15 protein-coding genes are annotated in these 12242 nt (G+C 68.6%); 8 read left to right on the forward strand and 7 right to left on the reverse strand.

Going from position 1 to position 12242, the window contains the following annotated elements:
* Nucleotides 1-48: 48 nt before the first annotated feature.
* Both OHB12_RS09675 and OHB12_RS09680 read right to left on the reverse strand, forming a co-directional pair.
* Nucleotides 49-432, reverse strand: coding sequence for a PPOX class F420-dependent oxidoreductase (locus OHB12_RS09675; protein ID WP_327118199.1), 384 nt, complete (start codon nt 430-432; stop codon nt 49-51).
* 28 nt (nt 433-460) lie between these two features.
* A complete protein-coding gene (locus OHB12_RS09680; RefSeq protein ID WP_327118201.1) occupies nt 461-1009 on the reverse strand; it encodes a PadR family transcriptional regulator in 549 nt (182 codons plus the stop codon).
* 115 nt (nt 1010-1124) lie between these two features.
* Between OHB12_RS09680 and OHB12_RS09685 the strand changes: the two genes are divergently transcribed.
* Complete coding sequence (locus OHB12_RS09685) at nt 1125-1838, forward strand: glyoxalase (protein ID WP_327118203.1); 714 nt, start codon at nt 1125-1127, stop codon at nt 1836-1838.
* Between the two features lie 21 nt (nt 1839-1859).
* Here OHB12_RS09685 and map read toward each other — a convergent pair whose 3' ends face one another.
* A complete protein-coding gene (gene map / locus OHB12_RS09690; protein ID WP_327118205.1) occupies nt 1860-2627 on the reverse strand; it encodes a type I methionyl aminopeptidase in 768 nt (255 codons plus the stop codon).
* A gap of 95 nt (nt 2628-2722) precedes the next feature.
* On the opposite strand from map, the gene OHB12_RS09695 reads away from it, so the two are divergent.
* A complete protein-coding gene (locus OHB12_RS09695; protein WP_327118207.1) occupies nt 2723-2986 on the forward strand; it encodes a helix-turn-helix transcriptional regulator in 264 nt (87 codons plus the stop codon).
* A 3-nt stretch (nt 2987-2989) separates the two neighbouring features.
* Here the strand turns inward: OHB12_RS09695 and OHB12_RS09700 are convergent, their stop codons facing one another.
* A complete protein-coding gene (locus OHB12_RS09700) occupies nt 2990-3364 on the reverse strand; it encodes a PPOX class F420-dependent oxidoreductase (protein WP_327118209.1) in 375 nt (124 codons plus the stop codon).
* A gap of 205 nt (nt 3365-3569) precedes the next feature.
* The gene (locus tag OHB12_RS09705) at nt 3570-3806 is read right to left on the reverse strand and encodes a hypothetical protein (protein ID WP_327118211.1); all 237 of its coding nucleotides are present in this window, start codon (nt 3804-3806) and stop codon (nt 3570-3572) included.
* 479 nt (nt 3807-4285) lie between these two features.
* Here OHB12_RS09705 and OHB12_RS09710 point away from each other — a divergent pair, with 479 nt between their 5' ends.
* Nucleotides 4286-4438: a hypothetical protein gene (locus OHB12_RS09710; protein WP_327118213.1), complete on the forward strand. Its 153-nt coding sequence runs from the start codon at nt 4286-4288 to the stop codon at nt 4436-4438.
* Between the two features lie 34 nt (nt 4439-4472).
* Here OHB12_RS09710 and OHB12_RS09715 read toward each other — a convergent pair whose 3' ends face one another.
* On the reverse strand, nt 4473-6167 hold the full coding sequence (locus OHB12_RS09715; protein ID WP_327118215.1) for a putative PEP-binding protein: 1695 nt from the start codon (nt 6165-6167) through the stop codon (nt 4473-4475).
* 147 nt (nt 6168-6314) lie between these two features.
* On the opposite strand from OHB12_RS09715, the gene OHB12_RS09720 reads away from it, so the two are divergent.
* From OHB12_RS09720 to OHB12_RS09740, 5 genes are all read left to right on the forward strand, one after another.
* The gene (locus tag OHB12_RS09720; RefSeq protein WP_327118217.1) at nt 6315-7082 is read left to right on the forward strand and encodes a DeoR/GlpR family DNA-binding transcription regulator; all 768 of its coding nucleotides are present in this window, start codon (nt 6315-6317) and stop codon (nt 7080-7082) included.
* Entirely contained in the window at nt 7079-8029 is a 951-nt protein-coding gene (locus OHB12_RS09725; protein WP_327118219.1) for a 1-phosphofructokinase family hexose kinase, read from the forward strand. Before OHB12_RS09720 ends, OHB12_RS09725 begins: the two co-directional genes overlap by 4 nt.
* A 12-nt stretch (nt 8030-8041) precedes the next feature.
* Nucleotides 8042-10063 carry a PTS fructose transporter subunit IIABC gene (locus tag OHB12_RS09730; RefSeq protein ID WP_327118221.1) on the forward strand — a complete coding sequence of 674 codons (2022 nt, stop codon included), beginning with the start codon at nt 8042-8044 and terminating at the stop codon, nt 10061-10063.
* Between the two features lie 25 nt (nt 10064-10088).
* Complete coding sequence (locus tag OHB12_RS09735; protein WP_327118223.1) at nt 10089-10346, forward strand: HPr family phosphocarrier protein; 258 nt, start codon at nt 10089-10091, stop codon at nt 10344-10346.
* 63 nt (nt 10347-10409) lie between these two features.
* Nucleotides 10410-11123, forward strand: coding sequence for a histone deacetylase (locus tag OHB12_RS09740; protein WP_327118225.1), 714 nt, complete (start codon nt 10410-10412; stop codon nt 11121-11123).
* 97 nt (nt 11124-11220) lie between these two features.
* On the opposite strand, the gene OHB12_RS09745 is transcribed toward OHB12_RS09740, so the two are convergent.
* Nucleotides 11221-12171 (reverse strand): FAD-dependent oxidoreductase, encoded by a 951-nt coding sequence (locus OHB12_RS09745; RefSeq protein WP_327118227.1) that lies wholly within the window; start codon nt 12169-12171, stop codon nt 11221-11223.
* Nucleotides 12172-12242 lie beyond the last annotated feature (71 nt).

The following is a 12242-nucleotide window of genomic DNA, read 5'->3' on the forward strand; positions in this document are numbered from 1 at the left end:
TTCGAAACGGAACCCGTTGCCGCCGTGGGCTTCACTGCTCCGAACTGATCAAGCAGCCGGGGTGATCTCGATGCCGATAGTGCCGGATTTCCCGCGACGCAGGTTGCTGACGAAAATGACCAGAGGCCCGGTGAGCCAGTACTTGCGCCGCAGCAGTTTGCGCACCCGCTCGGTGCCGTCGGCGTCGAGAATGCGGCCGGTGCCCTCGACGACCTCGCCGTGCGGCTTGCCGGACGCGGTGCACGGCTGCAGGGTGACCGCAGGATTGCGGCGTAGCCGCTTGACCTTCCAGCTGTCGGTCACCGTCCAGATGTACAGCTTGCCGTTCTCGGCGACCGCCCACACCGCGCTGCCGACCGGGCTGCCGTCCTTGCGGAAGGTGGTCAGCAGCACATAGTCGGCTTCGGCGACAGCCGCCAGCGAATTCGTCATGGAGGCAGCCTATCCGCCGACCGCGCCTTTACTCGGACATCCGATACTCCCCCGTCTCCAGCCGTGCCAGCACCCCCTCGGTCCATCCCGACAGGTTCCCGAACACACCGCTCCACAGCTCCAGCAGATCCGTTGCGTGCGGTGCCTCGTAGCGCCCCGGAAAGGTCGGAATCATGTCGAGTAGATCGGCCCGCACCTCCTCGCTGCGGCGGCGCTGTTCGCGCAACTTCTCGATGACGTGCGCGCGGGGCAGCGCGTCCATGAAAGCGATCCCCGCGCCCAGTTCCTCCATGTCGATGCTCACCAGCGCCTCGTCCATGAGCTTGCGGAACTCGGCCTCGCCCGCCTCGGTCAACTCGAACAGCGTGCGCCCCGGCCCTTGGTTGCTTCCCTCGGTGCCGAACGCGCTCAGTTTTCCTTCCTGGGTGAGTTGTTTGAGCGCATGGTAGATGGATCCGGGTTTGACGTTCGTCCAGGTCTCGGCGCGCCAGGACAGCAGCTCTCTGCGCACGGCGTAGCCGTAGGTGGGCTGACGCAGGCGCATCACCCCCAGCACCAACAGGCGCACAGCCGACATGGCAATCCTCCTTCCCGGTCGAAACGCCATAGTAGTCAAGTTTGACTTCCCGGCGAGAGCGACCCTACCCTCCAACTAGTCAAAATTGATTACCGCAGGAAAATGGGAGGGTTCTATGGCCGACACAGCGGTACCACAACTGTGGACCTGCGACCTGGCCGGCACGCTGGATTTCTACAAGACACTCGGCTACACCGTGACCCACGAGCAGACCCGTCCGTACGTCTACGGCGCGGTGCAAGACCACGGTTGCGCCCTGCACTTCGTGCCCGCGCCGAAGGACACCGCCCTGCCCAGCGAGCACGTCGGCTGCCTGGTGATGGTCGATGACGTGGCGAGCAGACACCAGACGTTCACCGCGGCGCTGCGCGCCCGCTACGGCAAGGTTCCCGCGAAAGGCTACCCGCGGATCACCCGTTTCCGGCCGGGCCAGAGCCGATTCACCGTGGTCGATCCGGCGGGCAACGCGGTGATCTACATCCAACACGACGAGCCCGAAGAGGTGGAATACGGCGGCTCGAAGAAGCTCGCGGGACTGGCCAAGGTACTGGACAACGCCCGCATTCTGCGCGATTTCAAGACCGACGACAAGGCCGCGTTCCGCGTGCTCGAGGTCGGGCTCGGCCGGTTCCGCGTCGAGGCGTCCCGACTGGATCGAGCCAGGGCGCTGGCCGCGCTCGCCGAACTTTCCGTCGCGACCGACGAGCCCGACCGCGCCGAGCAGTTCCGTGCCGAGCTGCGCGCGATGGCGCTGTCCGACCAGGAACGAATCGCGGTCGCCGACGAGCTTCGCGCATCCGACGACCTCACCGCCTGGCTGTCCGAATAGTGCCCCCGCAGGCCGACGGCGTCACGCCGCGCGAGTCAGCACCTCCGGGCCGTCCGGGGTGATGGCCACAGTGTGCTCGGAATGCGCGGTGCGCGAGCCGTCCGCCGAGCGAATGGTCCAGCCGTCGGGATCGGTGATGATGCGGTCGGTCGTGCGCGCGAACCAGGGCTCGATCGCAATGGTGAGCCCCGGCCGCAGCCGGTAGCCGCGGCCAGGGCGGCCGTCGTTCGGCACATGCGGGTCTTCATGCATGGTGCGACCGAGGCCGTGTCCGCCGAATTCGGTGTTGACCGGATAGCCGTGATCTCGCGCGACGGCGGAGATGGCGGCGGAGATGTCGCCGACGCGGTTGCCCGGCACCGCGACCGCGATAGCGGCGGCCAGGGCTTCCTCGGTCGCGCGGACCAGCCGCATATCCTCGGCCGCCGCGGACCCGACGACGACCGAGGTCGCCGAGTCCGCGACCCAGCCATCGATCCCGGCCGCGAGATCCATACTCAGCACATCACCGTCCCGCAACAGGTAGTCGAACGGAAGCCCATGCAGCACAGCGTCGTTGACCGAGAGGCAGACGGTGTTGCGGAACGGCCCGCGCCCGAACGATGGCGCGTAGTCCCAATAGCAGGATTGCGCGCCGCGTTCGCTGATTCGCTCGCGCACGTGAGCCTCCAGCTCGAGCAGGTTCACCCCGACCCGCGCCCGCTCACGCAATTCCGTGAGCACGTCGGCGACGAAGCTCCCCGCCACTCGCATCCGCGCGATCTCCGCGGGACTCTTCAACTCGACCATCGACCCTCCAGTGCTGGTATTTTAATACCACCTTAGCGGCACGGGTATTTTAATACCGCCTTGCGGTACTCAAATGCCGCCCATACCCTGATCGCATGGTCCGTCTCCCGTTGACCCCAGCGCAGATCGACGCAGGTCGTCGCCTCGGGTGCGCCCTGCGCACTGCCCGCGCCGATCGTGATCTCACCGAAATCGCACGGGCGGCCGGGATTTCGCCGGAGACGCTGCGCAAGATCGAGACCGGCAGACTTCCCTCCCCCGCCTTCGGCACCGTCGTGGCGCTCAGCCAGGCGCTCGCGCTCCCCCTCGACGATCTCGCCGATGTCTGGCGCTCGGCGGGGCTGGCCGAATCGGCCTGAGCGTCAGTCGCCGACAACCTTCTGATCGATCGCGATGCCGACGGAGGCGTCCGCGCCGCGCAGCAGCTTGTGCCCGCGAATCGCCAGCCTGCCTATGACGCCGTACTTGCGGGCAACCACGCCGCGTACGCGCTCGGTGTCGTCGGCGTCGAGGATCCGCGCGCTCCCCGCCAGCACCTCGTCCGCCTTCGGGCGGCCGCGTCCGTCGCACACCTGTAGCGCGACCTCCGGGTTGCGGCGGATGCGCTTCACCTTCCAGGTCTTCGGATCGGTCCAGACGACAATCCGGTCGCCGTCGGGCGCCACCCAGACGGGCGTGCCAACCGGCGTTCCATCCTTCCTGAAGGTAGTCAGCAGGACATATTTGCTCTGACTCATGTCGTTCCACGTCATAGGAAGAACGGTAGGCGCGAGCAGGCGAAGACATCCGACTACGGAACGGCTCAGAGCTACGCGTATGGACGTATTCGATGCACTCGGCAACCTGGATGACCAGCTCACGGCGGTCACCAGACGGCCGGCGTGACCAGCTGCTGCGCTCGGCGCAGAGCAGGGTCCGGGGGAAGGGACTCGATCCTGGGACCTAGCGGCGGGTCGGCAGCAGTTCGATCTTCGACACCCCCGGCAGCCGGTCCACCCGCTTGCTCAGAGTCTGTTGCTCATGGTCGGTACCGCAGATGTCATAGTCGACAATCCAGGTGTTCGACGCACCGATTCGCCGCACGTTCAACGCCGTGACCCGGTAACGCGGCGCATTGAGTAGGTGCGCAATCCGCACCACACCCGCAAACCCATCTTCGACGGCTACGCGATACGTCACCGCTGTCCCGCCGTTCCCACGCCGACCGCGGGTGTCGGGCCGCCCAGGGCGCTTCGTCGTTCCCGGAAGTTCCACTGGCGGGGGCTGTCGTTGAACCGCCGGGCCGAATCCGACTTGGTGTCGGTCGTCGACGTCGTGCGACTCGCGATTGACATCGCGAATTCCGGATCCGGTCATGTCAGCTTTCACCATCCTTTGTGGCTGTAACCGGATCACGGTGTGGTCGGCGTCTTGCGGCTCATGGGTTCGAGGCGCAAAGTACGCGACATCTTCAACCCGCGCGCCGGAACCGTCGAGTGTGCCGCGCTTAGTCGAGCAGATCGTCAGGGCATTTCACCGATGATGCGAGTCGGCAATACCCGCAGACTGAACGCGAAAACGCACTGCGTCGACCCACCGGCCGCCCACCGCAGCAGCACTTGCGAACAGCTGTCCGGCAGCGAACGATTAGCTGTGCGGCGGCTGAGTTCGTCGAGACGGTGAATTTCACTTCCGAAGCCGAAACTCGCACACACGAGAAGATGGAGGCACCCGACGATCTGAGGTCGCTGTTCGAGGAGGAGAACCAGCTCATGCGTGAGGTCACATATTTCGACCTGCATGAGCCGGTGCTGGTGTCGCCGCGGAGGTAGCAGGCACTCAGTCCGGCCCCGGCGGCCCGAGGATTCAGAGTGCCCACCCCAGAATCGATCGGGCGGCCGCGCGGGCCGCGGCGGGATCGGCGGCAGCCAGCGCCGCGGCCGAGGCACGCTCGCAGGTCTCGCGGGTGACCTCCGACAATCCCGCACCTACCGCGGCGATCGCACTCGCTGCCGCGGACAGGGATCCGACGCCGAGGCCGACCAGGACACACGCCAAAGCCGGGTCGGCCGCGGCTTCACCGCACACCCCGACCGGCTTGCCGAGGGTTCGCCCCGCGGCCGCGGTGCGCGCGACAAGAGACAGCACCGCAGGCTGCCAGGGATCGGTAAGGGCGGCAAGCGCAGGCGACATGCGGTCGGCCGCCATCGTGTACTGCGCGAGGTCGTTGGTGCCGACGGACAGGAAGTCGACGTGCCGGAGAATCGCCTCCGCGGTCAGCGCGGCGGCGGGCACTTCGATCATCGCACCGGGAACCAGCCCGCGCTGCCGCACTTTCGCGGCGAAAGACTCCGCTTCGTCCGCGGTCGAAATCATCGGCGCCATCACCCACGGAACAGGCCGGCGACCGGCAGCGGCTCGCGCGATGGCGTCCAGTTGCCGGTCGAGGATGCCACTGTCCCGGGCGGCGATGCGGATCCCGCGCACACCGAGCGCGGGATTCGCCTCGTCGGGATGGTCGGCGAACCGCAGCGGTTTGTCCGATCCGGCGTCGAGGGTCCGGATCACCACTTTCGCTCCGGAATACGCGTCGAGGACAGCGCGGTAGATCTGCTCCTGCTCGGACACGCTCGGTTCGGTTTCCCGGTCCAAGAAACACAATTCGGTGCGAAACAGGCCCACGCCCTCGGCCGGTGTCCGGCGCGCCGCCCGCGCCCCGGCGCCGTCTTGGACGTTCACCAGCACCTCCACCCGGTGACCGTCCATGGTGGCACCCGGTCCAGCCCAAGCCGCGTCACGGGCGGCGCGGACACGGAACTCCTCGATCGCCTGTGCCGCGAGGCGGGGATCCGGATCGACGACGACTTCCCCGGACGAACCATCCAACAGCACCCCTGCCCCTGCCTCGACCCCGTCCAGCCCGGCCACCGCGACGACACAGGGAATGCCGAGCTGCCGCGCGATGATCGCCGTATGGCTGGTGGGCCCGCCCAGTGACGTCGCCAAACCGATGATGAGCGCCGGATCGAGTCCGGCCGCGTCGGCCGGAGCCAGGTCGTCCGCGAGCAGGATCGCCGGCTGCGCCGGTACCGGGATTCCGGGCTCCGGCACGCCGGCCAGCTCCGCGACCACCCGGTCGCAGACGTCACGCAAGTCCGTGACGCGCTCGGCCATCAGCCCACCGAGTTTCGTGAACACCTCCGCGAACTGGTCGGTGGCCGCGACCGCCGCCGCCTGAGCGGATGTACCCGCGGCGATCAGCTTCTCGGCGGCGCCGAGCCAGCCACGGTCGGTAGCCATCGCGGCGTCAGCCGCGAGCACCTCCGCCGCGGCGCCGTCGGCGCGCGCCGCGCGTTCCCGCAATCGAGCGGCAACGGTGGTCGCCGCCGCGTGGAACACGGCCAGCTCCGATGCCCGATCGGGCTCTGGAACGGGATCCGTCGACACCTCGACGCGCAGCCTCGGAATCGGACGGGCCGCGGGCGCGAGCGCGACTCCCGACACGGCCGGAGTACCGCGCAGCACCACGGATCCTGCCTTTAACTGCAACGACCTGGTCATCCGTCGTCTCCTCCACGCCATTGCCGAGCGAGTCCGGTTTCATACTCGCCCTGCTTCCGATGTGATTCAGAATACTCAAGCATCTTGACAAAGCAACATATTCAGATATAAAACAACATAAATCAACATCGAGCCCGGGAGGATCGGATGTACGCCGAGGAACGGCAGCAGGCCATCGCCACGCTGGTCGGGCAACGGGGGCGGGTTTCGGTCACCGATCTGTCCGAGCAGTATGGCGTCACCACCGAAACCGTGCGGCGCGATCTCGCGGCGCTCGATCGGATGGGGCTGATTCGACGGGTGCACGGCGGCGCGGTGCCCGCCGCCGCACTGACCGCGATCGAACTCGGCACGGGCGAACGCGAACACAGCCACGCCGCGGAGAAGGACCGTATCGCCAAGGCGGCATTGGAATTCCTTCCGCCGACCGGCGGCAGCGTCCTGTTCGACGCGGGCACCACCACCGCGCGCGTCGCCGCGCTACTGCCGACGGATCGAGAGCTCGTCGCGGTGACCAATTCGGTCCCGATCGCAGCCCGGCTCAGCGGGCACGCCGCGGTGCGGTTGCATCTGCTCGGAGGGCGCGTCCGCGGCGTCACCCAGGCTGCCGTCGGACCGGAAACCCAGCGCATGCTCGGCGAGCTGCGCGTCGACGTCGCGTTCATCGGGACCAACGCGCTGACCGCCGGGCACGGCCTGTCCACGCCGGATATCGACGAGGCCGCGGTCAAACGGGTCATGGTCGCCAGTGCGCACCGCGTAGTCGTCGTCGCCGACTCGAGCAAGGTGGGCCGGGAGGATCTCGTGCGATTCGCCGCCGTCGAGGACATCGACGCCCTGGTCACCGACACCGACCTGGTGCCATCGGTGCGCAACGAACTCACCGAGTACGGCATCGAGGTGGTCACCGCATGATCCTCACGCTGACCGCCAATCCCAGCATCGACCGCACCGTCACCCTGACCGGACCACTGCACCGCGGCGCGGTCCACCGCGCCGCCGCGGTGAGCTCGCATCCCGGCGGCAAAGGCGTCAACGTATCGCGGGTGGTTGCCGCGGCCGGGCGTGCCACCGTTGCCGTGTTGCCCGGCAACGAAGGAGATCCCCTGCTGCGGGAACTCACCGACGCGGGCATCGGGTACCGCGCCGTAGCGACATCCGGCTCCGCGCGTACCAATCTCACGGTCGCGGAAGTCGACGGAACCACCACGAAGATCAATGAACCCGGGACCGCACTGACCACCGCATGCACGGCGGCGCTTGCCGAGGCGCTCGACAGTCTCGCGAGCGCCGCGTCCTGGGTGGTGTTGTCGGGCTCGCTACCCCCGGGGGTGCCCGCCGACTGGTACGTCGAGTTGCTCCGCCGGTTGCGGGGGATCCCGGTGGCGATCGACGCCTCCGATGGCCCGCTGCAGGCGCTCGCCACCGAATTCGGCTCGGCCGCACCGAGATTACTGAAACCGAACACCGACGAGCTGGCCCAGATCACCGGCGGCGACCCCGCCGAGCTGGAGGATCCGATTGCCGCCGCCCGCGCGGCCTCGACCCTGACCGACCGCGGCGTCGGTGCGGTACTCGCGACGCTCGGCAAGGCCGGAGCGGTACTGGTGACCGCCGAGGGGGCCTGGTATGCGGCGGCGCCGCCCGTCACACCGCGCAGCGCCGTCGGTGCGGGCGACTCGTCGCTGGCCGGTTATCTGCTCGCCGACATCGACGGCGCCGGACCGGCCGAGCGGTTGCGGCACGCCGTCGCGTACGGGAGTGCCGCTGCCGCGCTGCCCGGCACCGGCCTACCCGGCCCGCACGACATCGACCTCGACGCCGTTTCCGTGACGGCGCTGGATTCTCTGCACTACAGCTAGAAGGAGGCCACGGTGGCCGACTCGATCATCACCAAGGACCTGATCACCCTCGACGCCGATCTCGGCACCAGCAAAGAAGCGGTGATCGCCGCACTTGCCGAACGCCTGGCCGGCACCGGCCGTGCGGCCGACTCCACGGCACTGCGCGACGCCGCGCTGGCCCGCGAATCCCAATCGGCGACCGGCCTTCCCGGCGGTATCGCGATTCCGCACTGCCGCGCCGGGACCGTCATCACGGCGTCGCTCGCGTTCGCCCGGCTCGCTCCGTCGGTCGATTTCGGCGCCCCGGACGGCCCTGCCGACCTGGTCTTCCTGATCGCGGCGCCGGAGGCGGCCGGCGCCGAGCACATGAAGTTGCTGTCGAGTCTGGCTCGGGCACTCGTCAAACCGGAGTTCGTCGGCGACCTGCGCGCCGCGGCCACGCCCGCCGACATCGTGACCCTGGTCGAGGGCGTGCTCGACGCGCCGAGGCCGGCGACGGGCGGGCAGCGCACACCCACCGCCGCCCCTTCGAGCACGACCGCGGCGGCCGAGGACGAGGAGCAAGGCGCCGAACGGGCGATCGTCGCGGTCACCGCCTGCCCGACCGGTATCGCGCACACCTATATGGCCGCCGACTCCCTGATCGCCGCGGGTAAGCGCGCCGGAGTGACAGTGCACGTGGAAACGCAGGGTTCGAGCGGCAGTACTCCGCTCGGCCACGCGACCATCGCGGCCGCCTCCGCGGTCATCTTCGCCACCGACGTCGGAGTGCGCGGGCGCGACCGATTCGCGGGCAAGCCGGTCGTGGAATCCGGGGTCAAACGAGCGATCAACGAACCCGATGGCATGATCGCCGATGCGCTCCACGCCGCGGACGATCCGGCCGCAGCGACCGTCGCCGCACCGGAAGTCGGCAAAAAACCCTCCACCGCACCGGCTTCCGGCGCCATCGGGTGGGGCACTCGGTTGCGGCAGATCCTGCTGACCGGCGTCAGCTACATGATCCCGTTCGTCGCGGCGGGCGGCCTGCTCATCGCACTCGGCTTCCTACTCGGCGGCTATGAGATCTCCGAGAAGGCCAAGTCCATCGTCCTGGACAACTCGCTCGGCGCGCTGCCCGACGGCGGCCTGGCCACCTACCTCGGCGCGGTCATGTTCCAGCTCGGCTCGCTCGCCTTCGGCTTCCTGGTCCCCGCGCTGGCGGGCTACATCGCTTTCGCCATCGCGGACCGGCCCGGCCTCGCACCGGGTTTCACCGCCGGAGCGGTCGCGGTCTTCGTCGGCGCCGGGTTCCTCGGCGGCCTGGCCGGCGGAGTGATTGCCGGATTCGCGGCCCTGTGGATCGCGAAACTCGCTGTCCCGCGGTGGGCCAGGGGGCTGATGCCGGTCGTGGTGATCCCGCTGTTCGCGTCGCTGGTCGTCGGCGCGGTGATGTTCATCGTGCTCGGCAAACCACTCGCCGCCGTCACCAGCGGACTCACCAACTGGCTCAATGGTCTGTCCGGCACGTCGGCAGTCTTCCTCGGCATCATCCTCGGGCTGATGATGTGCTTCGACCTCGGCGGACCGGTCAACAAGGCCGCCTACTCGTTCGCCGTCGCCGGTCTCAGCGTCACCGACACCGCCTCCCTGCGCATCATGGCCGCGGTCATGGCCGCGGGCATGGTGCCGCCGCTGGCCATGGCGCTGGCCACCACGATCAGGCCCGGCCTGTTCACCACCGCCGAACGCGAAAACGGCAAGGCCGCGTGGCTGCTCGGCGCGTCCTTCATCTCCGAAGGCGCGATCCCCTTCGCCGCCGCCGACCCGCTGCGCGTCATCCCGTCGATGATGGCGGGCGGCGCCGTGACCGGAGCGCTGATCATGACCACCGGAACTACGCTGAGCGCACCACACGGCGGTATCTTCGTCTTCTTCGCCGTGGGCCACCTGCTCTGGTTCCTCGTCGCGCTGGCCGCCGGAGCGGTCGTCGGAGCACTCTGCGTCACAGTGGCCAAAGAACTCGTCCGGGCTCGCCCTGCCGTCTCCCCTGTAACCGTCACCGCTGTATAAACCCCGTCCCACAAGGAGTTCCACCATGGCACACGCGACCATCGCAGTCGGCTCGTCCATCGGTCTGCACGCCCGCCCCGCCAACATCATCGCCGAAGCCGTTCAGGCAGCGGGCGTTCCTGTGACGCTGTCCGTCGACGGCGGCGAGCCCGTCGACGCGGGTTCGGCGCTCATGATCATGACCCTGGGCGCCACGCAGGGCACCGCGGTCGTGGTCACCAGCGACGACCAGGCCGTCCTGGACAAGGTCGCCGAACTGGTCGCCGCCGATCTCGACGCCTGAGCACGGAGTCCCCGGTCGCTTCGGCGGTGGCCGTGCGGGCCGGGTTCGGCCGACAATGGTGAGATGACGGCGCGGCGTACCGAGTATGTGGCCGCCGATTCGGTGGCCACACGACGGGTAGCACTGCCCGCGCGATCTGACGCACGCTCCTGGACGGACCTGGTCTGGTATGCCGCCTACGGCTCGAACATGAGCCTGACGCGGTTGCGCACCTATCTGCGCGGCGGCAGGCCCGAAGGCGGAGCGCTGGCCCTGCCCGGCTGCCGACACCGCGCCGATCCGATCCGCTCGGCGCCCCTACTGCTCCCCGGCCTGATGTACTTCGCCACCGAATCGCTGACCTGGACCGGTGGCCGAGCCTTCTACGACCCGGCCGGCCGGAGCGAGATCGCTGTACACGCCCACCTCGTCACCGCCGCCCAGTTCTCCGACATCGTGGCCCAGGAGATGTATCGCGCCCCCGGTGCCGACCTGGACCTGATCAAGGTGATCGAAAGTGGCACAATGACACTCGGTCCCGGCCGGTACGAAACCTTGGTCCGCGCCGGAACGCACGAAAGCCACCCTGTCCTGACCTTCACCGCCCCTTGGCGCTACCGCGACCTGCCCGGCAACCCGCCCGCCCCCGCCTACCTCCGGCACCTCGCCACCGGCCTGTCCGCCGCACATCACTGGAGCACCGCGACCACCGCGGCCTACCTCGCGACCCGCCCCGGCGCGGACCTCCGATGGACACCAGACTCCGTCGATGCGCTCCTCCGCGCAGGAGATTTGTAGGCCTGGAGCGCTTACATCGAGCGCGATCAGCGAATTCCTCGCAGCGCTGACGTCGGTGATGTCGCGCAGCTACGCGAACTGGCCGCGGGACCGCCGTTCACAGATCGGCGACGAGAGCGGCGCTCTCGCGGGCGCAACCGTAGCCGATGGTGATGCCGGAACCGCCGTGGCCGTAATTGTGGATCACGGGGACGCCGGGCAGCGCGGAGGTGTCGAGTTCGAGCCGGACTTCGCTGCGGCCGGGGCGCAGACCGACGAGGGTTTCCAGAACCTGACTGCCGGCCAGGGCCGGAGCCAGATCGCGGCAGCGCGCCAGAATCGATTGAGTCAGTCCGACATTCGGAGTGGTGTCCCACTCTCCGAGGTCGAGCGAGCCGCCGAGAACGCAATCGTTCGCGCGCGGGTGGACGTAGGCGCGACCGAGCGGGTGGGCCTCGTCGCGCAGCGACATCGACAGTCCCGGGTTCGCGACGCGCACGATCTGGCCGCGGATCGGATACACCTCGGGGTCGTCGACGAGTTCGGCGGCGCGCAGTCCCGCGCAGTTGATCACCACGTCCGGGCACAGGTCGTCGAGGTCGTCGAGCCGGTGAATGGAGCGCACCACCCACCGCGCCCCGGCCTCGTCCACCTGGTCGCACAGATACGGCAGGTAGGTCGGCATCTCCACCAGCGGAACGGCGAACCGGAAGCCGAAGGAGTAGCCCCGCGGCAATTCAGCCTGGTCGGCGGCACGGAACGAACGGACCGACCGCGACCACGCGGGGATCGCGGGCTCGCCGCGGTAGAGCGCTGTGGACTCGCACATCCGCACGCCTGGCGTGCCGGTCGCGGCCAAGGCCGCCAAGTGCTCAAATGTCGTTTCGCTCCACGCTCGAACGCGCTCGACCGGGCCCGCTGCGGTCGGAAACCAGACGGCGGCGGCCAGAAAAGAGGTTGTCGCGGTGATCGGCTCGGCGCTGACAATCGTGACGTCGTGCTTGTCACGCAGCAGTTCCGCCGCGGTGGAAAGACCCGAGATGCCCGAACCGAGGATGACGATCCGCATGCGACGAACCTATCGTCGGGGTCCGTGCGGCGGCATTTCCCCAGCACCGTCCGTGGGAGGCTGCCGCGACT

It is taken from the genome of Nocardia sp. NBC_01730 (assembly GCF_035920445.1).
Lineage (GTDB): Bacteria > Actinomycetota > Actinomycetes > Mycobacteriales > Mycobacteriaceae > Nocardia.